The organism is Pseudomonas fragi, assembly GCF_002269505.1.
Taxonomy (GTDB): Bacteria; Pseudomonadota; Gammaproteobacteria; order Pseudomonadales; family Pseudomonadaceae; genus Aquipseudomonas; species Aquipseudomonas fragi_D.
Map to the genome: position 1 here is coordinate 328,851 of NZ_NQKQ01000001.1, position 23,228 is coordinate 352,078.

The following is a 23,228-nucleotide window of genomic DNA, read 5'->3' on the forward strand; positions in this document are numbered from 1 at the left end:
TATAAGTGAAAAGCAACGACCATTGAAGAGCAGCCCCATGCTTGTCGCTTGCGGCTTGCAGCTTGCGGCCCGGAAGACCGATAATCCCCTGTTTTTCCACCTGCGCACTGAAGCGCTACCGCGCTTGCGGTCGAAAGAGAAGACCATGAAAGACACCATTCGCCAGCTTATTCAACAAGCCCTAGCTCAACTCGTCACAGAAGGTGTGTTGCCTGAAGGCCTGACGCCAGCGATTCAGGTGGAAAACGCCCGTGACAAAACCCACGGCGACTTCGCCAGCAACATCGCCATGATGCTGGCCAAGCCTGCAGGCATGAAGCCCCGTGACCTGGCTGAAAAAATCATCGCCGCCCTGCCGGCTGATGAGCAGATCAGCAAGACCGAAATCGCAGGCCCGGGCTTTCTGAACTTCTTCCAGAACACCCAGGCCCTGGCCTCGCGCCTTGATGCCGCACTGGCCGATGCAAAAATCGGCGTGCGCAAGGCCACCCCTGCCATGCGTACCGTGATCGACATGTCCGCGCCCAACCTGGCCAAAGAGATGCACGTGGGCCATTTGCGCTCCACCATCATTGGCGACGGCGTGGCTCGCGTCCTGGAATTTTTGGGCGACGAAGTGATTCGCCAGAACCACGTAGGCGACTGGGGCACCCAGTTCGGCATGCTGATGGCCTACCTGGAAGAGAACCCGATCACCAGCGACGAGCTGAGTGACCTCGAAAACTTCTACCGCGCAGCCAAGAAACGCTTTGACGAGTCGCCGGAATTTGCCGATCGCGCCCGTAGTCTGGTGGTCAAGCTGCAAGCCGGCGACCCGGACTGCCTGGCGCTGTGGACCAAGTTCAAGGACATCTCGCTGTCCCACTGCCAGAAAATCTATGAGCAGTTGAACGTAAAACTGACCATGGCCGACGTAATGGGCGAAAGCGCCTACAACGATGACCTGATCAACGTAGTCAACGATCTCAAGGCCAAAGGCATGCTGGTCGAGAGCAACGGCGCCCAGTGCGTGTTCCTCGACGAGTTCAAGAATGCCGAAGGCGAGCCGCTGCCCGTCATCATCGTCAAGGCCGACGGTGGCTATCTTTACGCCACCACTGACCTGGCGGCCATCCGCTACCGCAGCGGCGTATTGAAAGCCGATCGCGCCCTGTACTTTGTCGACCAGCGTCAGGCTCTGCACTTCCAGCAAGTATTCGCAGTTGCGCGCAAGGCCGGCTTCATCACCCATCCGATGGAAATGGAACACATGGGCTTCGGCACCATGAACGGCGCCGACGGCCGTCCATTCAAGACCCGTGATGGCGGTACGGTCAAACTGATCGACCTGCTCAACGAAGCCAAAGAGCGCGCCTACACACTGGTTAAAGAGAAAAACCCGGAGCTGCCTGAAGACGAACTGCGCGCCATTGCCAAAGTTGTCGGGATTGGCGCGGTGAAATACGCCGACCTGTCCAAGCATCGCACCAGCGACTACAGCTTCAACTTTGACCTGATGCTCAACTTCGAAGGCAATACAGCGCCATACCTGCTGTATGCCTACACCCGTGTCGCGGGCGTGCTCCGCAAGCTGGGCAAGGGTTTTGAAGAAGTTCAGGGCCAGATCGTGCTTGAAGCCCCGCAAGAGCAAGAACTGGCGGCCAAACTGGCGCAGTTCAGCGAAGTGCTGAACAACGTTGCCGAAAAAGGCACGCCGCACACCCTCTGCACCTACCTGTACGAAGTGGCCGGCCTGTTCTCCAGCTTCTACGAGAACTGCCCGATCCTGAACGCAGAAGACGAAGCGCAAAAACAAAGCCGCTTGCGTCTGGCGGCACTGGCAGGCCGTACCCTCAAGCAAGGCCTGGAACTGCTGGGTCTGGAAACCCTGGAGCGCATGTAAGTTGGCCGCCAAGAAAAAACCAGCACCCAAGCGTGGCGCCAGCCGGTATCAGGCGCCCGCCAAAAAGCCGATTCCGGGCTGGCTATGGATGGCCATCGGCCTGACCGTGGGCGCCTTTATCGTGTTTCTGATGAAGCTCGAACCCGGCCAGGGTGATGATGTCAAACGGGTCAAGCAAGAGCAGCAGAAAGCCACAAAAGTGGCCGAAGCCAACAAAACTGCGCCGAGCCCGACTCAGCCGGTCAAGCCCAAGTACGACTTCTATACCTTGCTGCCCGAGTCTGAAGTGCTCGTGCCACCGGAAGCCGTGCCCGAGAAGACCCTGCCGACGCCGCAAACCGCGCCGCTGACACCGGTAACACCGGCTGAAGCAGCGAAGATCGACACCGCCCGCGCCCAGGCGGCCTTGAGCGGAATCACTCCGCCTCCTGCGCCGCCAGTGGTCAAGGCAGCACCGGTGACCAAGTTCTTCCTGCAAGCGGGCTCATTCCGCAAGCAGGCCGATGCCGAGAAAGTGCGCGCGCAAATCATCCTGCTGGGCCAGACCGCTACGGTTGAAGCCGGCACCGTGAAAGACGAAACCTGGTACCGGGTGCTGGTCGGCCCGTTCAGCAATCGCGACCAGTTGACCGTGGCCCAAAAGCAATTGGCGGGTGGCGGGTTCAACAACTTGCTGCTGCAACAGCGCCGCTGATACCAGCCGCTTCCACAGGTAAATACAAACCCTGTGGGAGCGAGCCTGATCGCGAAGGCATCATCGCGAGCAAGCTCGCTCCCACAACATCTTCGCCAAATCCCGCCTCCCCGTTCATCCCCATTCCCTCCCCGCTGTTGAAAAATCCGCGACAACCCCCATATGTATTTCCATCAGGCATTTTCGCCCCGCTGCGTGGAGACTCTCCCTTGACCACCATCGTTTCAGTACGCCGCCACGGCAAAGTCGTCATGGCTGGCGACGGCCAGGTTTCTCTTGGCAATACCGTGATGAAAGGCAACGCGAAAAAAGTCCGTCGCCTTTACCACGGCCAGGTCATCGCCGGTTTCGCCGGTGCCACCGCTGATGCATTCACCCTGTTCGAACGTTTTGAAGGCCAGCTTGAAAAGCACCAGGGCCATCTGGTTCGCGCCGCTGTCGAGTTGGCCAAAGAATGGCGTACCGACCGCTCGCTGAGCCGCCTTGAAGCCATGTTGGCCGTTGCCAATAAAGACGCATCCTTGATCATCACCGGTAACGGTGACGTGGTTGAGCCTGAAGACGGCTTGATCGCAATGGGTTCGGGCGGTGCATTCGCCCAGGCAGCGGCCCGCGCCCTGCTGATGAAAACCGAGCTCTCGGCCCGCGAAATCGCCGAAACCGCCCTCGGTATCGCTGGCGACATCTGCGTGTTCACCAACCACAACATCACTATTGAGGAGCAGGACCTCGCTGAATAAGTCACCTGCCGGGCCGGTTCAACGGCCCGTTTGTGAACCTTGATTCTGCTAGAGGAACGCCAACTATTATGTCCATGACTCCCCGCGAAATTGTCCACGAACTCAATCGCCACATCATCGGCCAGGACGACGCCAAGCGCGCCGTTGCCATCGCGCTGCGTAACCGCTGGCGCCGGATGCAACTGCCCGAAGAACTGCGCGTTGAAGTGACGCCAAAAAACATTCTGATGATCGGCCCGACCGGTGTCGGCAAAACCGAAATCGCCCGTCGCCTGGCCAAGCTGGCCAACGCACCGTTCATCAAGGTTGAAGCGACCAAGTTCACCGAAGTCGGCTATGTAGGCCGTGACGTCGAGTCGATCATCCGTGATCTGGCTGACGCAGCCATCAAGCTGCTGCGCGAGCAGGAAATCGTCAAGGTTCGCCACCGCGCCGAAGACGCCGCTGAAGAGCGCATCCTCGACGCCCTGCTGCCACCTGCCCGCACGTTCGGCGAAGAAGCTGCCGTACCGCAGGACTCCAACACTCGCCAGCTGTTCCGCAAGCGTCTGCGCGAAGGCCAGCTGGACGACAAGGAAATTGAAATCGAAGTGGCCGATGCTGTGGGCGTCGATATCTCCGCGCCGCCTGGCATGGAAGAAATGACCAACCAGTTGCAAAGCCTGTTTGCCAACATGGGCAAAGGCAAGCGCAAGAGCCGCAAGCTGAAAGTCAAAGAAGCCCTGAAAATGGTGCGTGACGAAGAAGCCGGCCGCCTGGTCAACGACGAAGAACTCAAGGCCAAGGCCCTGGAAGCCGTTGAGCAGCACGGCATCGTGTTTATCGACGAGATCGACAAAGTCGCCAAGCGCGGCAATGTCGGCGGTGCCGATGTGTCCCGCGAAGGCGTGCAGCGCGACCTGCTGCCGCTGATCGAAGGCTGCACCGTCAATACCAAACTGGGCATGGTCAAGACCGACCACATCCTGTTTATCGCGTCCGGTGCATTCCACCTGAGCAAGCCGAGCGATCTGGTGCCTGAGCTGCAAGGCCGTCTGCCGATCCGCGTTGAGCTCAAGGCGCTGTCGCCACAGGATTTCGAGCGCATCCTCAGTGAGCCGCACGCTTCGTTGACCGAGCAATACCGCGAGCTGCTGAAAACCGAAGGCCTGAACATCGAGTTCATGCCTGAAGGCATCAAGCGCCTGGCGGAAATCGCCTGGCAAGTGAACGAGAAAACCGAGAACATCGGTGCCCGTCGCCTGCACACGCTGCTTGAGCGCTTGCTTGAAGAGGTGTCTTTCAGTGCCGGTGATATCGCCAGTGCACAGAATGAAGAGCCGATTCGCATCGACGCCGAATACGTCAACAGCCACCTGGGCGAGCTGGCCGAGAACGAAGACCTCTCGCGCTACATCTTGTAAGCCCTTCGCACCTGTAGCCGCCCCCGGCGGCTACAGCGCTTGTGCAATGACCAAAGGTCATGACCATGATTCCCAGCGCCATCAACCTGCATAAAGCCTCAAAAACCCTCACCCTCAAATACCCGTCCGGCGAAGAGCACCACCTGCCGGCCGAGTTTTTGCGCGTGCACTCCCCATCTGCCGAGGTCCAGGGCCACGGCAATCCGATCCTGCAATTTGGCAAAATCAATGTCGGTTTGAGCAAGATAGAACCCGCAGGCCAATACGCGCTGAAACTGACCTTTGATGACGGTCACGACAGCGGGCTGTTTACCTGGGACTACCTCTACCAGCTGGGCGTACGCCAGGAAGAACTCTGGGCGGATTACCTGCAGGAACTGAAAAAAGCCGGCAAGTCCCGCGACCCTTCGGTTTCAGTGGTCAAATTGATGCTTTGAGCCGGATTCAGCTTTTTTGTAGCCGCTGAGGAGCGCAGCGAGGCTGCGTCCGGCGGCGCAGCCGTCGTAGAACCTCAACTCCGGTTATTCAGATGCTCTGCGTTTACCGGATTTGCGACGGCTTCGCCGCCGGACGCAGCCTCGCGCTGCTCGTCAGCGACTACACAATGGGCCCGGCTGGCGTTGGCTCAACCGCGGGCGTTTTAACAGCGGCCGGTTTTTTGGCGGCCGGTTTGGCAGTCGCGGCTTTAGCAGGTGCTCGCTTGCTCGCCGCCGCAGGTGCTTTAACCGCCGCGGGCTTGGCTGCAGGTTTTGCTGCAGGCTTGGCAGCCGCTTTAACGGGGGCTTTCACCGCAGGTTTCACAGCCGCTTTGGCAACCACAGGTTTTGCCGCAGCCTTGGCAGGCACCGCCTTGCTCGCGACCGGCGCCTTGCTGGCCGCAACTTTGGCAGCCGCCGCCGTGAGCTTCTCGATATGCTTGGTCAGGGTCTCGACCTTCGCATGCAGCGCTTTGACTTCTTCACGACTGGGCACACCCAGGCGGGTAATGGCGCTATTGAGACGCTTGTCGAAAGCCTCTTCAAACTCACCCCATTTTTCCAGGGCCAGATCCTTGACATCCTCAACCCGCGAGCGCGCGGATGAGGTTGATGTTTTCACCCCTTCGGCCAATTTGTGCCCGGCGTCCTTGGCCAGTTTTTCTGCCTTCTCGCCATCCTTGACCAGCGTATCGAAGAGCTTGCTGCCGTCTGTATCAATCTTCGAGTACACACCCAAACCTGCGAGCCAGATTTTGCGTGAGTACTCTTCAACCTTGCCTACCCAGGTGTTGCTTTCTTTTGCAGCGGCAGTCGGTTTTTTAGCAGCCATCGTGTTCCCCTCAATGTTATGTCGCGACGCCGGTGAGCAGGATCGTCGAATCATCAAGATGAACAAAGGTGCTCACCTGCATCAGGTTTAGACGCTAAACCGCCTTGTATCAAGGGCGTGGCCGCTATTAGACCGGCAGGACGACTACGACAGCGCCTTATCCAGCGAGCGCTCGATTTCCGACTGGATCATGCCGCTCATCGCCGACATCAGCAGGCCCAGCTCAACATCGACTTTGACGTTGTTTTCGCTGATTTGCAGGGTGCCATTCACGCCCGAACGCTTGAGTTTTACTGTGTCACCTGCCCAAGTGGGTGTCAGACCGTACTGGCTGGCCAGTTTCTCGACCAGAGGCTGAGCTTTTTCACGTGCGGCCTCAAGGCCCAGTTTGTGGGTACGTTCAACGCTGATACGCGCCATGGCGTCGCTCCTTGTAAATAAAGCCGCCACTATACATTCACCCTCGCCAAGACAAAGCCGGCCACCGGGATTAGAATGGCCAGCATTCTCTTTTGGTGACAGCGATATGACTGATCAGCGCAAAGGCAGCGATGCCGAACCCACCACTCACTTCGGCTTCAAAAACGTACCGGAAAGCCAAAAGGCCGAGAAAGTCGCCGAGGTTTTTCACTCTGTAGCCGGCAAATATGACCTGATGAACGACGTTCTGTCGGGCGGCATGCACCGTCTGTGGAAGCGTTTTACCATCGAGCTGTCCGGTGTTCGCCCCGGCAACAAGGTGCTGGACATCGCTGGCGGCACGGGCGACCTGGCCCGCAAGTTTTCCCACCTGGTAGGCCCTACCGGGCAGGTCGTGCTGGCCGATATCAACGCCTCCATGCTCAAGGTCGGTCGTGACCGCCTGCTCGACAAGGGCGTGGCCGGCAATATCGAGTTCGTCCAGGCCGACGCTGAAAAGCTGCCGTTCCCGGACAACTACTTCGATTGCGTAACCATCGCTTTCGGCCTGCGCAACGTGACCCATAAAGAAGACGCCCTGCGCTCCATGCTGCGCGTGCTCAAGCCGGGTGGCCGCCTGTTGGTGCTGGAGTTCTCCAAGCCAACCAACGCGCTGATGTCCAAGGTCTACGACACTTACTCGTTCGCCTTCATGCCGATGGTGGGCAAGCTGATCCTCAACGACCCGGACAGCTACCGCTACCTGGCCGAATCGATCCGCATGCACCCTGACCAGGAAACCCTGAAGTCGATGATGGTCGAGGCCGGTTTTGACCGCGTGACTTACCACAACATGACTTCCGGCATCGTCGCCCTGCACCGCGGCATCAAGCCCTGATGTTGCTGCGCGGCCTTCTCGCCAGCGTCGAACACGGCGTCAACCGCGTATTGCGGCTCGACAGCACGGCTCTGGCGCGCTTGCGCCCCTTGACCGGCAAGCTGATTGCCGTAGATTGCGCGAGCCCCTCGCTGCAACTGTTCATTCTGCCCAGCGATGAAGGCCTGATGCTGGCCAGCCAGTGGGCCGCCGAACCCGACTGCACTCTGCGTGCCCCCGCCAGCAGCCTGTTGCGTCTCGCCCTGAGCAAGGACAAGAGCGCCATCCTGCACAGCCCTGAAGTCGAGCTTGAAGGCGACAGCGCAGTGCTCATGGAGCTGGCGGCGGTGCTGCAAGACCTGGAGCTGGATTGGGAGTATGAACTCTCGAACTGGATCGGGCCTGTGGCCAGCGCATTGATCGGTGGTCATGTTCGCAGCCGCGCCAACTGGTATCAGCAAGGGTTCGCCAGCCTCAATCAGAACCTGGCCGAATACCTGAGCGAAGAAGCTCGCACTTTGGTCGGAGAACGTGAAGCGCAAGCGCGCTTTGACGAGCTGGACCAACTCAAACTCGACCTGGATCGCCTTGAGGCGCGCTTTGAGCGCCTTGGCCGATCCCTCAATTCCAGCGATAACGCATGAAGCTGCTTGCCATACGCCGTTTGTTCCGCATCCAGCGCGTCGTCATTCGCTACCGGCTGGATGACCTGCTGTTCGCCCTGCCCTTGCCGTGGTGGATGCTGTCACTGCGCTATGCCCTGCCGTGGCGCTGGTTTCCGCGCAAAAAGCTGGAGCTGAGCCGTGGTGCGGCCCTGCGCCTGGCCTTGCAGGATCTGGGGCCGATCTTCATCAAGTTCGGGCAGATCCTGTCAACGCGCCGCGATCTGCTGCCTGCCGACATCGCTGACGAGCTGATGCTGTTGCAAGACCGCGTGCCACCGTTTGACCCGCAGTTGGCGGTCAAGCTGATCGAAGAACAGCTCGGCGCTAAAATCAGCGAGGTGTTCAGCCGTTTCGACATTGAACCGCTGGCCTCGGCCTCGGTGGCCCAGGTTCACTCGGCCAAACTCAAAACCGGCGAAGAAGTGGTGGTCAAGGTTGTACGCCCGGGTCTCAAGCCGATCATCGGCTCTGACCTGGCCTGGCTGTTTATCCTCGCCCGTACCGCCGAGCGTTTGAGCGCAGACGCCCGCTTGCTGCATCCGGTGGATGTGGTGAGTGACTACGAAAAAACCATTTACGACGAACTCGACCTGTTGCGCGAGGCGGCCAACGCCAGCCAGCTGCGCCGCAACTTCGAAGGCTCGCCGCTGATGTATGTGCCTCAGGTCTACTGGGACTGGTGCCGGCCCAAAGTGCTGGTGATGGAGCGGATCTACGGGATTCAGGTCACTGACCTTGAGGCCCTGGCCGATCAGCGCACCGACATGAAGATGCTGGCCGAGCGCGGCGTGGAGATTTTCTTCACCCAGGTGTTCCGCGACAGCTTCTTCCACGCCGACATGCACCCCGGCAACATTTTTGTCAGCACCGTAAACCCGTGGGCCCCGCAATATATCGCCATCGACTGCGGTATCGTCGGCAGCCTGACCCCCGAGGACCAGGACTACCTGGCGCGCAACCTGTTTGCCTTTTTCAAGCGCGACTACCGTCGTGTGGCGCAGTTGCACATTGACTCTGGCTGGGTACCGGCGCACACCAAGCTCAACGAGTTTGAAGCGGCGATCCGTACCGTGTGCGAGCCGATTTTCGAAAAACCGCTCAAGGAAATATCCTTTGGCCAGGTGCTGATGCGTCTGTTCCAGACGGCTCGGCGCTTCAATATGGAAGTTCAGCCGCAGTTGGTGCTGCTGCAAAAAACCCTGCTCAATATCGAAGGCCTGGGCCGTCAGCTGTACCCCGACCTGGACCTGTGGAGCACCGCCCAGCCGTTCCTGGAGCGCTGGATGCGTGAGCGCGTCAGCCCCAAAACCCTGCTGCGCAACCTGCACAGCCAGGTCGAGCAGATCCCGCACCTGGCCGGCATGACCCGCGACTTGCTCGAACGCATGTCGCAGCCCCACGCCCACAACAAGCAGTTGGTCGTGCGTGAGCCCCGTGACAGCTGGTTCCTGCGCCTGATCGGTGCCGGGCATCTGGCTGCCGGTGCCTTGCTGGCCAGCCTCGGGCCGTTGCACACTGCCGGTTACTGGCCTGCCGGCATAATGCTGGCCGTGGGCTTGTATCTGATCGTGCGCCGATAGCCAGCCCCGGGCGAGGCTGGCAAACTGTCAATTCACCAGGCCTCAGCCACAGGGCTGAGGCAGGTTGTCGGAGTCGAACATGAAAGACTGGCTGGACGAGATCAAATGGGACAACGACGGCCTGGTGCCAGCGATTGCCCAGGACCACAAAACCGGGCGCGTGCTGATGATGGCCTGGATGAACCGCGAGGCACTGAGCCTGACAGCGGCCGAGAACCGTGCCATTTACTGGTCACGTTCCCGTGGCAAGCTGTGGCGCAAGGGCGAAGAGTCCGGCCACGTGCAAAAGCTGCATGAAATGCGCCTGGACTGCGACGCCGATGTGATCATCCTGATGGTCGAGCAAATCGGTGATATCGCCTGCCATACCGGTCGTCAGAGCTGCTTCTACCGCGTGTACGAAAACGCCGAGTGGAAGACCGTCGACCCGGTGCTTAAAGATCCGCACGCCATTTATCAAGCAGGACACTCCCATGACTGACACCCTGAGCCGCGTAGCCCAAGTGCTCGAAGCGCGCAAAGGCGCAACCCCGGACAGCTCCTATGTCGCCAGCCTGTACCACAAGGGCCTGAACAAGATTCTGGAAAAGGTTGGCGAAGAGTCGATCGAAACCATCATCGCCGCCAAGGACGCTGCCATCAGCGGTGATTGCAGCGATGTCATCTACGAAACAGCCGATCTGTGGTTCCATAGCATGATCATGCTGGCCCAGCTGGGGCAGCACCCTCAGGCCGTACTGGATGAACTGGAGCGTCGTATCGGCACCTCCGGCCATGTGGAAAAAGCCTCGCGGCCGTCCACCTAACCCTTATTTGCAAAGGAACAGATCATGGGCATTTTTGACTGGAAACACTGGATCGTCATTCTGGTAGTCGTCGTCCTCGTCTTCGGCACCAAAAAACTGAAAAACCTGGGCACGGATGTCGGCGAATCGATCAAGGGCTTTCGCAAGGCCATGAACGACGACGAGAAACCAGCCGAGCCTGTGGTTCCGCCTGCGCAGCCAACTGCCGCGCCGCAGCCGCACACCACTTCGACCCTGAACGAGCCGCACACCATCGATGTGCAGGCGCAAAAAGTCGAAGAGCCAACCCGTAAAGACGTGTGAGCCAAAACCAATGTTCGGTATCAGCTTCAGTGAACTGCTGCTCGTCGGCCTGGTGGCCCTGCTGGTGCTCGGCCCCGAGCGCCTGCCGGGTGCCGCGCGCACGGCGGGCCTGTGGATCGGGCGCCTGAAACGCAGCTTCAATGCGATCAAACAGGAAGTTGAACGGGAAATCGGTGCTGACGAGATTCGTCGCCAACTGCACAACGAACATATCCTGTCGATGGAAGAGGAAGCCAAGAAAATTCTGGCTCCGCTGCAGGACGCCGTGAAGCCGTTAACGCCGACCGAGCCGCCTGTCGTTGCAGCGCCCGTCGAACCTGCAAGCCCCTCGCCCGTGAGCCTGAGCAAAACCGCGGCCGACCCTGCGCCTCAACCGGCAGCGCCACACGACCCCACCCTGCCACCGCGAGCCCCATAAGCGCATGAGCGATAAGCCTGAACACGACCAGCCAATGCCGCTGGTTTCGCACCTGACCGAGTTGCGTACCCGTCTGTTGCGCTGCATCGCGGCGATTTTCATCATTTTTGCCGGGCTGTTTGCCTTTACCCAGCAGATCTACACCCTGGTCTCCACGCCGCTGCGTGAGTACCTGCCGGTGGGTGCGACGATGATCGCCACCGACGTGGCCTCGCCGTTCCTGACGCCGCTCAAGCTGACCATGATGGTCTCGCTGTTTATCGCCATTCCAGTGATCCTGCATCAGATCTGGGGCTTTATCGCACCCGGCCTGTACAAGCATGAAAAACGCATCGCCGTGCCGCTGCTGGTGTCCAGCATCTTCCTGTTTTACGCCGGCATGGCCTTCGCCTACTTCCTGGTGTTCCCGCTGGTGTTCAAGTTCTTCGCCGCCGCCACCCCGGAAGGCGTGGCGATGATGACCGATATCAGCAGCTACCTTGATTTCGTCATGACCCTGTTTTTTGCCTTTGGCGTGGCCTTTGAAATCCCCGTGGCCGTAGTGTTGCTGGTGTGGATCGGCATTGTCGATGTGCAATACCTGCGCAAGATCCGCCCGTACGTGATCATCGGCTGCTTCGTGGTCGGCATGATCCTGACCCCGCCGGATATCTTCTCGCAAACCTTGTTGGCGATTCCGATGTGGATGCTGTTCGAAATCGGCATTCTGTTTGGCAGCCTGGTCAGCAAAAACAAGCGCGGCGATGACGCAGACGAGCCATCGGCAGATAACGACGCCCAACCGCCAGCACCGCAAGCGTGAACCTGCTGCTCCTCGAAGAGGCTGATTTCATTGCCGCCGATCGCGTGATCCTGCGTGACCGGCGCCTGACTCATATGCAGGAAGTTCACCGTGCTGCTGTCGGCGACAGCCTGCGCGTGGGCCGCATCGGCGGGTTGATGGGCAGCGCCGAACTGGTGCGCCTGGAGGCCAAAGAGGCCGAGCTGGTGATCCACAGCCTTGACCAGCCGCCACCGGCGAAACTGCCGTTGACCCTGCTGCTGGCCCTGCCGCGCCCGAAAATGCTGCGCCGCGTGCTACAAACCGTGGCCTCGATGGGCGTGCCCAAGGTCATTCTGGTCAACAGCTATCGAGTGGAAAAAAGCTTCTGGCAGACACCGTTCCTGGAGCCTGAAGCCATTCGTGAGCAACTGATCCTGGGGTTGGAGCAATCTCGCGACAGCGTCCTGCCTGAGGTCATCATCGAAAAACGCTTCAAGCCGTTTGTCGAAGACCGTTTACCGGCGCTGGTCGAAGGCACCCTCGGCCTGGTTGGCCATCCGGGTGATTACCCGGCCTGCCCGCGCGGGCTGGACGAGGCCGTGACCCTGGCCATCGGCCCGGAAGGTGGCTGGATCCCTTACGAGATCGACCTGCTGGCCAAGGCAGGGCTGCAACCGGTGCAACTGGGTGCACGTATCCTGCGGGTAGAAACCGCCGTCACCGCCCTGCTGGCCCGGTTGTTCTGACCCATAACCCGTGGTCGCAGGCGCAGCGACTACGGGTTGTTGATCTGCATCACACATTCGACCACTACCCTTCAGTTCTACTCCTGCGCGCCGATGCCCTGATAACCCATCAAAGACCGTCACGAGTCTCGGTTAGTAAAGGAGTATCACCATGTACCGTTGGCTGGCCACACTGCTCGGCAATATAAGCGTCAATCGCAAACTTAGCCTGGGCTTCGGCTTGGTACTGGTGCTGACCCTGCTGATTGCCGGCACGGGCTGGAAGGGTCTGGTCTCAGTGATCGACCGTGGCGACAAGCTGGCCAATATCTCGAAAATCATCAGCCTGACCAAAGATCTGCGCATTGCCCGCCTAGAATATGAACGCCAGCCCGGTGAAAGCGCACTTGCCGGCGTGACCACTCAACTGACCGAACTGGACAACGCACTGGAGCAGACGCGCTCGCAACTGACCGCTCCCGACGACCTGGCCCTGGTTGAGCAGCAACTCAACGCCGTGACTGAGTACAAACGCGCCTTCGCCGATCTGATCCAGGGTTCCCAGGCCAGTGATCAGGCCGTTGAGCGCATGCACCAGCAAGGCAATGTGTTGATCGAGCAAAGCCAGAAACTCTCGGCCCTGCAGGCAACCAAACGCAACTACGAAAGCCGCCAGGCCACCAACCTGCTGATCGGCTGCACACTGCTGGCACTGGTACTGGGCATCATTGCTGCCTGGGTCATTACCCGCCAGATCGTGATACCGCTGCAACGCACGCTCAAGACCGTTGAGCGCATTGCAGCAGGTGACCTGACCCACGACCACCACACCGACCGCCGAGACGAACTGGGGCAGTTACAGCAAGCCATTCAACGGATGACCCAGGGCCTGCGCGAGCTGATTGGCGGAATCAGCGACGGGGTGACGCAAATCGCCAGTGCTGCCGAAGAGCTATCTGCCGTGACCGAGCAAACCAGTGCCGGGGTCAACAATCAGAAAGTCGAAACTGATCAAGTGGCCACAGCCATGAATGAAATGGCCGCCACCGTGCAGGAAGTCGCGCGTAACGCCGAAGAGGCCTCGGAAGCCGCAGTGGCCGCAGACCAGCAGACCCGCGAAGGGGATGCCGTAGTGGCGCAGGCCATTGCCCAGATCGAGAAACTGGCGGTTGAGGTGGGTCACTCCACCGAAGCCATGAGCCATCTCAAGCGCGAAAGTGACAAGATCGGCAGCGTGCTGGACGTGATCAAGTCCGTGGCCCAGCAAACCAACCTGCTGGCTCTGAACGCGGCAATTGAAGCAGCACGGGCCGGTGAAGCCGGGCGTGGCTTTGCCGTGGTGGCCGATGAGGTACGCAGCCTGGCGCAGCGCACGCAAAAATCCACAGAGGAAATCGAAGAGTTGATTGCCGGCCTGCAAAGCGGTACCCAGCAGGTGTCCAGCAGCATGGACAGCAGCCGTGCCCTGACCGGCAACAGCGTTGAGCTGACCCGTCGCGCAGGCGAGTCACTGGGCACCATCGCCCGCACGGTTTCAACGATTCAGGGCATGAACCAGCAGATTGCTGCCGCCGCCGAGCAACAGAGTGCGGTGGCTGAAGAGATCAACCGCAGTGTCTTGAACGTCAGGGACATCTCGGATCAGACCGCCGCCGCCAGCGAAGAGACCGCCGCGTCGAGCACGGAGCTGGCGCGGCTGGGCACGCATTTGCAGACACTGGTGGCGAGGTTCAAGGTTTAAGAGTCAAAAGCCCCTCACCCCAACCCTCTCCCGGAGGGAGAGGGAGCTGATTGGTGGTGTAGCGCAGATCTGCTTTTGCCTTTAGTCCCCTCTCCCTCCGGGAGAGGGTTAGGGTGAGGGGCTCTTAAAGCACCTGACGCAAAAACGCCTGGGCGCGCAGGTCTTTGGGCGAGGTGAAGAAGTCTTCCGGGGCGGAATCTTCCAGCAGCTTGCCGTGGTCGAAAAACAGCACGCGGTTCGCCACTTCACGGGCAAAGCCCATTTCGTGAGTCACGCAGACCATGGTCATGCCTTCGCGGGCCAGGGTCTTCATCACATCCAGCACTTCACCGACCATTTCCGGGTCAAGCGCAGAGGTAGGCTCGTCAAACAGCATCACCTTGGGCTCCATCGCCAACGCCCGGGCAATCGCCACACGCTGTTGCTGACCACCCGAAAGGCGCGACGGATATTCATTGGCCTTTTGCCCGATCCCGACCTTGTCCAGCAACGCCCGGGCCTTGGCCTCGCGCTCGGCCTTGCCGCGCTTGCGCACAACCTTCTGCGCCAGGCACAGGTTTTCCAGCACGGTCATATGCGGAAACAGGTTGAAGTGCTGGAACACCATACCGACTTCACGCCGGTAAGCGTTGACGTCAGTCTTGGGGTTGGCCAGGTCCAGGCCGTCGATGCTGACGGAGCCCGAATCGAAGTCTTCCAGGCCATTAAGGCAGCGCAGGAAGGTCGACTTGCCAGAGCCCGACGGGCCGATCACCACCAATACTTCGCCCTGGGCGACGGTGGTGCTGACATTGTCCACGGCGCGCACGATGTGGCCGCGGGTGTCGAAGACTTTTACCAGTTCGCGAACTTCAATCACTTTGCGCGAGCCTCCGCTCAAGCCGGCTGGCGAAGTGCGACAGCGGCAGGTTGATCAACAGGTACAGGCCCGCTACGCAGAACAGGATTTCGAACGGCGAAAACGAGGTGGTGATGACTTCACGGCCGCTCTTGAGCAGCTCGGTAATGGCGATCACCGACACCAGTGAGGTGTCCTTGACCAGGCTGATAAATTGCCCGGCCAATGGCGGCAGCACGCGCTTGAACGCCTGTGGCAACACCACATAGCGCATCGACTGGCTGCCGTTGAGACCCAGCGAGCGGGCCGCTTCGTTTTGCCCGCGAGCGATGGACTGCACGCCCGAGCGGATAATCTCAGCCACATACGCACCGGTGAACAGCGACAGCGCGGCAATACCGGCAAATTCGCGGGACAGGTTGAGTACGGTGCCGATAAAGAAGTAGAAGATAAAGATCTGCACCAGCAGCGGCGTGCCGCGCACCAGTTCTACATACAGCGTCGAGAGGTCACGCAGGGTCGGGTTGCTCGACAGTCGGCACAGGCCGGTGGCCAGACCGATGATCAAACCCAGCACGCCAGACACCAGCGACAGCCAGACCGTGGTCCACAGGCCCCACAGCAGCGGCCCGGCAGCCCAGTGGCGGTTGACGCCAATCACATCGCCTTCGTCGACTTCGTCGCCTTCAGCCAGTTGCAGGCTGTTACCGGCAACAGTCACGCGTTGTTCATTGCCATCTTCGCCACGCAGCACGACTTCGGCGGTGTCGCCCTTGCGTACCAGTTCGATGATGGTCGAGTGTTCAGCCGCCCGCTGGGCTTCTTCGGCCTGATAGGCGAAGTACTGCGGCACGCGGTTCCAGCGCCATTCGTACGACATCAGCGAGGTGGCGTAATACAACGCACCCGCCAGGCCGATGAGCACCAGCACGGTCAATACGTGCCAGGGCCACTGGACTTTTTTTTGTTTGATCACTTTCAGGTTCCACGTCTTGTATCGCTAGGGAGGCCGTCATCGCGGGCAAGCCCGCGATGATTCAATCAGCCTTATTCCATGTCTTTGAGCCAGGCGGTGTCTTTGAACCACTTGTCATGGATGCGATCGTAAGTGCCGTCTTCGTGGATCTGGTGCAGGAAATTGTTGATGAAGTTGATGCTGTCGTAGTCACCTTTCTTCAGACCGAAGGCCAGTGGCTCGTAGGTGAACGGCTGGTCAAGGAACACCAGTTTGCCGTTGCCGAACTTGTTGACTGCAACCACGTTGTAAGGCGCGTCGTATACAAAGGCATCAGCCTTGCCGTTGACCACGTCCAGTACGCCTTCTGGCTCATTGTCGTAGCCGTGGTACTGGGCTTTGGACATCAGCTTGCGAGCGATCATTTCGCCGGTGGTGCCGATTTTAGAAGTCAGGCGGTATTGCGGGTCATTGAGGTCTTTGTAGGACTTGATCTTGTCAGCCAGTTCCTTGCGTACCAGCAGGGTTTGGCCCACAACAATGAAGGGTTCGCTGAAGTTCAGGCGCAGGTTGCGCTCTTGAGTCAGGGTCATGCCGCTGCCGATCATGTCGAACTTGTTGGTCATCAGGGCCGGGATGATGCCGTCATAACCGGTAGACACCAGTTCCAGTTTGACGCCCATGGATTTGGCCATTGCTTTGAGCAGATCAACTTCGAAACCAATGATCTGGCCGCGCTTGTTGGTCATTTCAAAAGGCATGTAGGTCGGGTCCATGCCCACCTTCAAAGTGCCGCGCTTGACCGCATCATCAATAGCGCCTGCATGGGCAGCGCTGATCGCCAGCAGTGCAGTGACACCGCACAGCAGTTTCGAGACAAACTTCTTCATCATCAACTCCCCCTCACCTACTCAATTAAGGTGTTGGCCTGCGGCTGGCTTGAAGCACAAAGCCAATAAAGCCGGGCACTCACCCATTCGAAAACGGATGCTAACTCACTGAGGGTTATGAGACGAGTTTTGCGAGAGAAAAGCGCGACGGGTGTGGGCTATGAAACCGCTACCGAGAAATTTAGCGTGGGAGCGAGCCTGCTCGCGAAGTGAGTTCGCGAGCAGGCTCGCTCCCACAGCCCCCATAAAGCACAAACCCCACCGAAGTGGGGTTTGTGTTGGCATCAAGCAGCAGGTTGCAACGGCAGCAACGGTGCATGAGGGTCAGCGGCAACCGACTCACGCCAGGCGTTCAGCCAGCCTTCGTGACCTTCGTTCCACACCAGCGCGTGCAAGCGAGCCAAGGCAACAGGGTCGCTCAAAAGCTCCATGCGCTCTTTGTCGCTAACACCCTGAGGACCCACCTTGAGTGCGTGACGCACACGTTCAGTACGCAGCCATTCAATGGGCTCGGCCTCACGGTGACGCGAAGTCGCAAGGGCACAGGCCAGTGCGTTCTGCTGTGGATCAACCACGGCCCGGACAAAACCGTCATGCAGCGCGTGGTAGCGGTTTTCATGGGTGTATTCGGCGGTAGCCGACAATTCACGCGGCGGTGCGTATTCCTCAGGAATCAGGAACAGGCTTTCGTCGCGGGTCTTGAGGCCCAGTTTCACCCGGCTGGAAATCACCGATACCGGGATCGACAGCATCAGCGAGCCGACAATCGGCACCAACCACCACAAAAAGCTCGGGTTCAGCCACAACACCAATGCCGCCCAGGCCGCACCCAGCAGGGTTTGCGGGCCATGTCGACGCACCGCTTCGCTCCACGGCGTGGAGTCATCGTCACGCTGTGGCGAGTTCCAGGTCGCAGCCCAGCCCAGAAACGCAGCCAGTACAAAGCGGGTGTGAAAGATCATGCGCACCGGTGCCAGCAGCACGGAGAACAACATCTCCAGCAGCATCGACAACGTCACCTTGAACTTGCCACCGAACTCTTTGGCACCCTTGGCCCAGATCAGGATGATGCTCAGCAGTTTAGGCAGGAACAACAGCACGATCGTGGTCGAGAACAGCGCGACGGCTTTGTCCGGGTGCCATTGTGGCCACAGCGGATACAGCTGACGCGGTTCCATGAAGTACTGCGGCTCCATCAGCGTGTTGACCGCCAGCAAGGCCGTCGACAGCAACAGGAAGAAGAACCACAGCGGCGCCGACAAATACGACATCACGCCGGTCAGGAACACCGCACGGTGTACCGGGTGCATGCCCTTGACCAGGAACAGGCGGAAGTTCATCAGGTTACCGTGGCACCAGCGACGGTCACGCTTGAGTTCATCCAGCAGGTTAGGCGGCAGTTCTTCATAACTGCCCGGCAAGTCGTAGGCAATCCACACGCCCCAACCGGCACGACGCATCAACGCGGCTTCAACGAAGTCGTGAGACAGGATCGCACCCGCAAACGCACCTTTACCCGGCAGCGGCGCCAGGGCGCAGTGCTCGATAAAAGGCTTCATGCGGATAATTGCGTTGTGCCCCCAGTAGTGGGACTCACCCAACTGCCAGAAGTGCAGACCGGCGGTAAACAGCGGGCCGTACACTCGGGTGGCGAACTGCTGCATGCGTGCATACAGCGTGTCCATACCCGAGGCACGCGGCGCAGTCTGGATGATGCCGGCGTCTGGCGTGGCTTCCATCAAGCGCACCAGGCTGGTCAGGCATTCACCGCTCATCACGCTGTCTGCGTCGAGCACCACCATGTACTTGTAGTCACCGCCCCAACGACGGCAGAAGTCGTCGAGGTTGCCGCTTTTACGCTTCACACGGCGACGGCGACGGCGGTAGAAAATGCGCCCGAAGCCTTCGGTTTCGCGGCACACATCCAGCCAGGCCTGTTGCTCGGCCACGCAGATATCGGGGTCGTTGCTGTCACTGAGAACGAAGAAGTCGAAGCGGTCCAGGTCGCCGGTGGCGGCCACCGACTCGTAGGTCGCGCGCAAACCCGCGAATACACGGGTGACGTCTTCGTTGCAGATCGGCATCACCAGCGCAGTACGCGCTTGCTCCGGGATCGGCTCATCACCGGCGCTGGCGCCGGAAATGCGGTATTTGTCATGCCCGGTCAACAACTCCAGAAAGCCCATCAGAGCTGTCCAGAAACCTGCCGATACCCAGCAGAACAAAATCCCGAACAAGATCAGGATGCTGGTTTGCAGGGCATAGGGCAGCACTTGCTGGGCCGTTTGCATCAACGGCTGGTGCAGCACCTCTTCAAGATCAACGAAGGCCCAGCCCTGGTACGGCATGATGCCTTTCATGTACCAACCGGCAACGATGGTCTGGCCGAGCATCAAGACCAGCAAAATGTAACGGCGGATCGAACCCACCGTACGCCAGCGGGCCTTGGGCAGTACACGTTCATCAATTTCAGGCTTGGGCGGGTTGCTGCGCCCGGTCAGGCGCCGCCAGCCACGCACCAGGATATTGGTGCGCCATGGCTCTGGCACTACCTTGGTGCGGCGAATCGGCGGCGTAGCCTTGAGCATCACCCGGCCGCTGGCATCAAGGGCGAGCATTTCTGCTTCCTCAAGTTCAGCCGCCGAGGTCAGGTTCAGACGCGTGCCCACCGAAGCCTGAGCGGCCTCGGCAGCATCCACGTCGCTCTGCGCCGACAAGCGCGCATGCAGCTCGGCGAACGAGGTGCAGCTCGCCAGTTCAGCGCGCTGCTCATCGCTCAGTGGCAAGTGCGCCAGGTACTCGCTGAGCGAGGCCGGGTGGGGCTGAGCATTACTCATCGGCTGGCAACTGGTAGCTCCAGGTCTCGGTCAGCACTTTTTCAGTCTTGACCGGCTCCGGAGTGGCTGGGGTCGCTTCAGGCGCCTTGGCGTCCTTGGCTGCGTGGTCTTTCTTCTCCTGTGCCTTGGCCGCAGCTTTCTCGGCTTTGGTCTCAGGGGCCTTTTCAGCTTTGGCCGGCGCAGCCTGCTCTACGTCCTGGACCAGCGCTGCACGCATTTCCGTGGCCTTGCTCGGGTCTTTGATTTTCAACCGCAGGGTCAAGCGCCAGCCCTTGGTTTCAGGGTTGTAACGCACGTTGTTTTCAACCAATTCGGCGTTGTCACCCACACTGACCTGGCTGCGCACAGCGGCATTTTCCGGCAAGGCCTTGAGGGACGGGCCTTCAAAGTCCACCAGGTACGCCACACTGCCATCTGGCTGGCGGATCAGGTTGGATTGCTTGACGTCACCGGTCGAGCGCAGGGTCTGCTGGGCCCAGGCGCTGTCGGCCGGGTGCAGGGACGCTTCGTCCATGGTCCAGTGCAGGCGATAGGCGAAATCAAATGGCTTGAGTGGCTCTGGCAGGGTTTCCGGGCTCCAGAAGGCAACGATGTTGTCGTTGGTTTCGTCAGCGGTCGGAATTTCTACCAGATCAACCGAGCCTTTGCCCCAGTCGCCCTGTGGTTCGATCCAGGCGCTTGGGCGCTTATGGTAGTTGTCGTCCAGGTCTTCGTAATGGCTAAAGTCGCGACCACGTTGCAGCAAGCCGAAACCACGCGGGTTTTCAACGGCAAAGTTGCTCACCGACAAGTGTTTCGGGTTATTCAGAGGACGCCAGATCCACTCGCCGTTACCGGCGTGAATGGCCAGGCCCGACGAATCGTGCAGCTCGCGACGGTAGTTGAGGACCTTGGATGGCTGGTTGGCGCCGAACAGGTACATGCTGGTCAGCGGAGCGATGCCCAGCTTGCCGACCTTGTCACGCAGAAACATTTGCGCCTTGACGTCCACGACCGTGTCCACGCCCGGGCGCAGGGTAAAGCGGTAAGCACCGGTCGCCCGTGGTGAATCCAGCAGGGCGAAGATCACCAGATGCTTATCGTTTGGCTTGGGTTTTTCGATCCAGAATTCGGTGAAGCGCGGGAACTCTTCACCCGACGGCAATGCGGTGTCGATCGCCATACCACGGGCCGACAGACCGTAGATCTGGCCCTTGCCCACAACGCGGAAGTAACTCGCGCCGAGCATGGTCATGATTTCGTCCTGCTTATCCGCCTTGTTGATCGGATACAGCACGCGGAAACCCGCCCAACCGAGGTTTTCGGTGGCTTTAGGGTCAAACTGGACGTCGCCGAAATCGAAACGACTCGGGTCGTACTTGATCTCTTCAACCGTGGTGGCGGTCACTTCGTTGATTTTCACCGGCGTGTCGAAATGCATGCCCTGGTGATAGAACGACAGTTTGAACGGGGTCTTATCGCCCGCCCACTGAGCCTTGTCGCGGTTGAACTGGATTTTCTGGTAGTCCGCGAACTTCATGTCGCGGAACTCTTTTGGCAAATTGCTGCGCGGCGCTTGGTACTTCTGCTCGGCGAGGGTTTTAGCCTCAGCCGCCACGTCATCCAGACTGAATGCCCACAGTTGACCCGCACCGAACAAGCAAAAGAGCGCAGAGCCCGTCACCAGTGCGTTGCGTAACCGCTTGGCAGACATTTTTGGTGCATTTAATGGACTAACAATCACGAGCAAACCTCGCCGAAAACAGATGATGAAACCAACGGCCAGCGATCTAAATGCCAGGTTGGCGAGCACTGTTCCGACCGTCAAAGGAGTGAATGATTCCCCAGACGCGTCGGATTAGTCTCTGTGTAGCGCAGGATTATCTAGTAGCCCGCGTTACAACGCATCTACTGTCAGCAAGTATTTCTCGCTAAAACCCCCTGTTTTCAGACGAAAACACAGTTTTTCAGGGTTTTAGATTTGTAACAGAAATGTCACAGGGCCATCATTGACCAAATGCACCTGCATATCGGCGCCAAAACGCCCCGATTCGACTGTGGGGTGAAGACGTTTTGCCTCCCTCAACAGGTGATCGAACAACCCTTGGGCCAACGCTGGGGGGGCTGCAGTGGAAAAGCTGGGGCGCAGGCCGTTTTTGGTGTCTGCCGCCAGAGTAAATTGCGAAACCAGGAGCAATCCACCGCCGATATCGGCCAGTGACAGGTTCATTTTGCCTTCGGCATCGCTGAATACCCGATAGTTGAGCAGCTTGTGCAGCAACTTGGCCGCGCTGGCTTCGGTATCGCCAGGCTCGACGGCGACCAGCACCAGCAAGCCCTGATCGATCGAACCGACAATCTCCCCCGCTACCTCTACCCGTGCGCCACTGACGCGCTGCAACAGGCCCCTCATGCTTCGTCGGGCTGCAAGTTGAGCAGGCGACGGACCATTTGCTCGGTGGCACGGACCAATGCATCGGTAATTCCGGGCTCGGTGGCCACATGCCCGGCTTCGCGGATGATTTGCAGCTCGCTGCCAGGCCAGGCCTGATGCAGCTCCCAGGCGTTATCCAGGGGGCAAATCATGTCGTAGCGACCATGCACGATAACCGCCGGCAAGTGGGCGATCTTGTGCATGTCGCGCAGCAACTGGTTGGGCTCAAGGAAAGCGTTGTTCATAAAGTAGTGGCATTCGATACGGGCAATCGACAGCGCCCGATGCGGGTCGCAGAAGCGCTCGACCACTTGCGGGTTGGGCCGCAAGGTGGCGGCACGCCCTTCCCAGGTCGACCATGCCTTGGCGACATGCATCTGGGCAATCTGATCATTGCCTGTGAGGCGCTTGTGAAAGGCACCCATCAGGTCGTGGCGCTCTTCCGGCGGGATTGGCGCGATGTATTCCTGCCAGTAATCCGGGAAGATCCGGCTAGCGCCTGCCTGATAAAACCACTCGATTTCTTGAGGGCGCGCCAGAAAGATCCCACGCAAAATCAGGCCATGCACCTTGTCCGGATGGCTTTGCGCGTACGCCAGAGACAGGGTCGATCCCCATGAGCCGCCAAACAGCACCCATTTTTCGATACCCAGAAACAGACGGATCCGCTCCATATCGGCGACTAGATCCCACGTGGTATTGCTGTCCAGGCTGGCGTGCGGTGTCGAGCGACCGCAGCCGCGCTGATCAAAGGTAATGATGCGATACAGGCCCGGGTCGAAGTAGCAGCGGCTGTTGGCATCACAGCCCGACCCCGGCCCGCCGTGGACAAACACCACCGGCAGGCCGTCTGGCGAACCGCTCTCGTCGACGTAAAGCACATGCGGGCCATCGACCGCCAGCTCATGCCGGGCGTAGGGTTTGATCTGCGGGAACAAGGTCTGCATTACGCACTCCAGGAAGGGGTCGAAAGAGATTGCCGTAAGGCATC

The 23,228-nt window shown here is 59.5% G+C and carries 24 protein-coding genes; 15 read left to right on the forward strand and 9 right to left on the reverse strand.

The annotated features are described in order from the left end of the window. Positions 1-145: 145 nt before the first annotated feature. From argS to CJU81_RS01390, 5 genes are all read left to right on the forward strand, one after another. Positions 146-1,882 (forward strand): arginine--tRNA ligase, encoded by a 1,737-nt coding sequence (gene argS / locus CJU81_RS01370; RefSeq protein ID WP_095035370.1) that lies wholly within the window; start codon positions 146-148, stop codon positions 1,880-1,882. Between the two features lies 1 nt (position 1,883). Next, complete coding sequence (locus CJU81_RS01375; RefSeq protein WP_095035213.1) at positions 1,884-2,576, forward strand: SPOR domain-containing protein; 693 nt, start codon at positions 1,884-1,886, stop codon at positions 2,574-2,576. 209 nt (positions 2,577-2,785) lie between these two features. After that, positions 2,786-3,316: an ATP-dependent protease subunit HslV gene (hslV, locus tag CJU81_RS01380; RefSeq protein WP_016783176.1), complete on the forward strand. Its 531-nt coding sequence runs from the start codon at positions 2,786-2,788 to the stop codon at positions 3,314-3,316. A gap of 68 nt (positions 3,317-3,384) precedes the next feature. Next, positions 3,385-4,719 carry an ATP-dependent protease ATPase subunit HslU gene (hslU, locus tag CJU81_RS01385; RefSeq protein WP_083369675.1) on the forward strand — a complete coding sequence of 445 codons (1,335 nt, stop codon included), beginning with the start codon at positions 3,385-3,387 and terminating at the stop codon, positions 4,717-4,719. Positions 4,720-4,784: 65 nt separating this feature from the next. Beyond that, positions 4,785-5,156: a gamma-butyrobetaine hydroxylase-like domain-containing protein gene (locus tag CJU81_RS01390; protein ID WP_169845140.1), complete on the forward strand. Its 372-nt coding sequence runs from the start codon at positions 4,785-4,787 to the stop codon at positions 5,154-5,156. A gap of 160 nt (positions 5,157-5,316) precedes the next feature. Here CJU81_RS01390 and CJU81_RS01395 read toward each other — a convergent pair whose 3' ends face one another. Continuing rightward, the gene (locus CJU81_RS01395) at positions 5,317-6,027 is read right to left on the reverse strand and encodes a phasin family protein (protein ID WP_095035214.1); all 711 of its coding nucleotides are present in this window, start codon (positions 6,025-6,027) and stop codon (positions 5,317-5,319) included. Between the two features lie 144 nt (positions 6,028-6,171). Beyond that, positions 6,172-6,447, reverse strand: a complete 276-nt coding sequence (locus CJU81_RS01400) for a polyhydroxyalkanoic acid system family protein (RefSeq protein WP_095035215.1) — start codon at positions 6,445-6,447, stop codon at positions 6,172-6,174. 106 nt (positions 6,448-6,553) lie between these two features. Here CJU81_RS01400 and ubiE point away from each other — a divergent pair, with 106 nt between their 5' ends. The 10 genes from ubiE (at position 6,554) to CJU81_RS01450 (ending at position 14,304) form a co-directional block, all read left to right on the forward strand. After that, the gene (gene ubiE / locus CJU81_RS01405) at positions 6,554-7,324 is read left to right on the forward strand and encodes a bifunctional demethylmenaquinone methyltransferase/2-methoxy-6-polyprenyl-1,4-benzoquinol methylase UbiE (RefSeq protein ID WP_016783172.1); all 771 of its coding nucleotides are present in this window, start codon (positions 6,554-6,556) and stop codon (positions 7,322-7,324) included. Then, positions 7,324-7,947, forward strand: coding sequence for a ubiquinone biosynthesis accessory factor UbiJ (locus CJU81_RS01410; protein WP_095035216.1), 624 nt, complete (start codon positions 7,324-7,326; stop codon positions 7,945-7,947). Before ubiE ends, CJU81_RS01410 begins: the two co-directional genes overlap by 1 nt. Further along, positions 7,944-9,548: a ubiquinone biosynthesis regulatory protein kinase UbiB gene (gene ubiB, locus CJU81_RS01415; RefSeq protein WP_095027992.1), complete on the forward strand. Its 1,605-nt coding sequence runs from the start codon at positions 7,944-7,946 to the stop codon at positions 9,546-9,548. Before CJU81_RS01410 ends, ubiB begins: the two co-directional genes overlap by 4 nt. 79 nt (positions 9,549-9,627) lie before the next feature. Next, positions 9,628-10,029, forward strand: coding sequence for a phosphoribosyl-AMP cyclohydrolase (gene hisI / locus CJU81_RS01420; RefSeq protein WP_016783169.1), 402 nt, complete (start codon positions 9,628-9,630; stop codon positions 10,027-10,029). Continuing rightward, positions 10,022-10,354, forward strand: coding sequence for a phosphoribosyl-ATP diphosphatase (locus CJU81_RS01425; protein WP_095000832.1), 333 nt, complete (start codon positions 10,022-10,024; stop codon positions 10,352-10,354). Before hisI ends, CJU81_RS01425 begins: the two co-directional genes overlap by 8 nt. Before the next feature lie 24 nt (positions 10,355-10,378). Then, positions 10,379-10,657, forward strand: coding sequence for a twin-arginine translocase TatA/TatE family subunit (locus tag CJU81_RS01430; protein ID WP_019825245.1), 279 nt, complete (start codon positions 10,379-10,381; stop codon positions 10,655-10,657). 10 nt (positions 10,658-10,667) lie between these two features. Continuing rightward, the gene (gene tatB / locus CJU81_RS01435; RefSeq protein ID WP_095035217.1) at positions 10,668-11,075 is read left to right on the forward strand and encodes a Sec-independent protein translocase protein TatB; all 408 of its coding nucleotides are present in this window, start codon (positions 10,668-10,670) and stop codon (positions 11,073-11,075) included. 4 nt (positions 11,076-11,079) lie between these two features. Continuing rightward, a complete protein-coding gene (tatC, locus tag CJU81_RS01440; protein WP_095035218.1) occupies positions 11,080-11,877 on the forward strand; it encodes a twin-arginine translocase subunit TatC in 798 nt (265 codons plus the stop codon). Beyond that, positions 11,874-12,584, forward strand: a complete 711-nt coding sequence (locus CJU81_RS01445) for a 16S rRNA (uracil(1498)-N(3))-methyltransferase (protein WP_095035219.1) — start codon at positions 11,874-11,876, stop codon at positions 12,582-12,584. The genes tatC and CJU81_RS01445 overlap by 4 nt, the downstream gene beginning before the upstream one ends. A 151-nt stretch (positions 12,585-12,735) precedes the next feature. Continuing rightward, entirely contained in the window at positions 12,736-14,304 is a 1,569-nt protein-coding gene (locus tag CJU81_RS01450; RefSeq protein WP_095035220.1) for a methyl-accepting chemotaxis protein, read from the forward strand. Between the two features lie 124 nt (positions 14,305-14,428). Here CJU81_RS01450 and CJU81_RS01455 read toward each other — a convergent pair whose 3' ends face one another. The 7 genes from CJU81_RS01455 to pip form a co-directional block, all read right to left on the reverse strand. Further along, the gene (locus CJU81_RS01455; RefSeq protein ID WP_086799267.1) at positions 14,429-15,163 is read right to left on the reverse strand and encodes an amino acid ABC transporter ATP-binding protein; all 735 of its coding nucleotides are present in this window, start codon (positions 15,161-15,163) and stop codon (positions 14,429-14,431) included. Next, the gene (locus CJU81_RS01460) at positions 15,156-16,115 is read right to left on the reverse strand and encodes an amino acid ABC transporter permease (RefSeq protein WP_441007397.1); all 960 of its coding nucleotides are present in this window, start codon (positions 16,113-16,115) and stop codon (positions 15,156-15,158) included. Before CJU81_RS01460 ends, CJU81_RS01455 begins: the two co-directional genes overlap by 8 nt. Positions 16,116-16,189: 74 nt before the next feature. After that, a complete protein-coding gene (locus tag CJU81_RS01465; RefSeq protein ID WP_016783160.1) occupies positions 16,190-16,987 on the reverse strand; it encodes a transporter substrate-binding domain-containing protein in 798 nt (265 codons plus the stop codon). Positions 16,988-17,271: 284 nt separating this feature from the next. After that, positions 17,272-19,824, reverse strand: coding sequence for a glucans biosynthesis glucosyltransferase MdoH (mdoH, locus tag CJU81_RS01470; protein WP_095035222.1), 2,553 nt, complete (start codon positions 19,822-19,824; stop codon positions 17,272-17,274). Further along, positions 19,817-21,547 carry a glucan biosynthesis protein G gene (locus CJU81_RS01475; protein ID WP_095035371.1) on the reverse strand — a complete coding sequence of 577 codons (1,731 nt, stop codon included), beginning with the start codon at positions 21,545-21,547 and terminating at the stop codon, positions 19,817-19,819. Before CJU81_RS01475 ends, mdoH begins: the two co-directional genes overlap by 8 nt. Positions 21,548-21,778: 231 nt before the next feature. Continuing rightward, positions 21,779-22,216, reverse strand: coding sequence for a D-aminoacyl-tRNA deacylase (gene dtd, locus CJU81_RS01480; RefSeq protein ID WP_095035223.1), 438 nt, complete (start codon positions 22,214-22,216; stop codon positions 21,779-21,781). After that, a complete protein-coding gene (pip, locus tag CJU81_RS01485) occupies positions 22,213-23,184 on the reverse strand; it encodes a prolyl aminopeptidase (RefSeq protein ID WP_095035224.1) in 972 nt (323 codons plus the stop codon). The genes dtd and pip overlap by 4 nt, the downstream gene beginning before the upstream one ends. Positions 23,185-23,228 lie beyond the last annotated feature (44 nt).

What these genes read in the sequence shown, in the direction of transcription:
- argS (WP_095035370.1), top strand. Translation starts at nt 146, where the DNA reads ATGAAAGACACCATTCGCCAGCTTATTCAACAAGCCCTAGCTCAACTC.
- hslU (WP_083369675.1), top strand. Translation starts at nt 3,385, where the DNA reads ATGTCCATGACTCCCCGCGAAATTGTCCACGAACTCAATCGCCACATC.
- CJU81_RS01390 (WP_169845140.1), top strand. Translation starts at nt 4,785, where the DNA reads ATGATTCCCAGCGCCATCAACCTGCATAAAGCCTCAAAAACCCTCACC.
- CJU81_RS01395 (WP_095035214.1), bottom strand. Translation starts at nt 6,027, where the DNA reads ATGGCTGCTAAAAAACCGACTGCCGCTGCAAAAGAAAGCAACACCTGG.
- CJU81_RS01400 (WP_095035215.1), bottom strand. Translation starts at nt 6,447, where the DNA reads ATGGCGCGTATCAGCGTTGAACGTACCCACAAACTGGGCCTTGAGGCC.
- ubiE (WP_016783172.1), top strand. Translation starts at nt 6,554, where the DNA reads ATGACTGATCAGCGCAAAGGCAGCGATGCCGAACCCACCACTCACTTC.
- CJU81_RS01410 (WP_095035216.1), top strand. Translation starts at nt 7,324, where the DNA reads ATGTTGCTGCGCGGCCTTCTCGCCAGCGTCGAACACGGCGTCAACCGC.
- ubiB (WP_095027992.1), top strand. Translation starts at nt 7,944, where the DNA reads ATGAAGCTGCTTGCCATACGCCGTTTGTTCCGCATCCAGCGCGTCGTC.
- hisI (WP_016783169.1), top strand. Translation starts at nt 9,628, where the DNA reads ATGAAAGACTGGCTGGACGAGATCAAATGGGACAACGACGGCCTGGTG.
- CJU81_RS01425 (WP_095000832.1), top strand. Translation starts at nt 10,022, where the DNA reads ATGACTGACACCCTGAGCCGCGTAGCCCAAGTGCTCGAAGCGCGCAAA.
- CJU81_RS01430 (WP_019825245.1), top strand. Translation starts at nt 10,379, where the DNA reads ATGGGCATTTTTGACTGGAAACACTGGATCGTCATTCTGGTAGTCGTC.
- tatB (WP_095035217.1), top strand. Translation starts at nt 10,668, where the DNA reads ATGTTCGGTATCAGCTTCAGTGAACTGCTGCTCGTCGGCCTGGTGGCC.
- tatC (WP_095035218.1), top strand. Translation starts at nt 11,080, where the DNA reads ATGAGCGATAAGCCTGAACACGACCAGCCAATGCCGCTGGTTTCGCAC.
- CJU81_RS01450 (WP_095035220.1), top strand. Translation starts at nt 12,736, where the DNA reads ATGTACCGTTGGCTGGCCACACTGCTCGGCAATATAAGCGTCAATCGC.
- CJU81_RS01465 (WP_016783160.1), bottom strand. Translation starts at nt 16,987, where the DNA reads ATGAAGAAGTTTGTCTCGAAACTGCTGTGCGGTGTCACTGCACTGCTG.
- mdoH (WP_095035222.1), bottom strand. Translation starts at nt 19,824, where the DNA reads ATGAGTAATGCTCAGCCCCACCCGGCCTCGCTCAGCGAGTACCTGGCG.
- dtd (WP_095035223.1), bottom strand. Translation starts at nt 22,216, where the DNA reads ATGAGGGGCCTGTTGCAGCGCGTCAGTGGCGCACGGGTAGAGGTAGCG.
- pip (WP_095035224.1), bottom strand. Translation starts at nt 23,184, where the DNA reads ATGCAGACCTTGTTCCCGCAGATCAAACCCTACGCCCGGCATGAGCTG.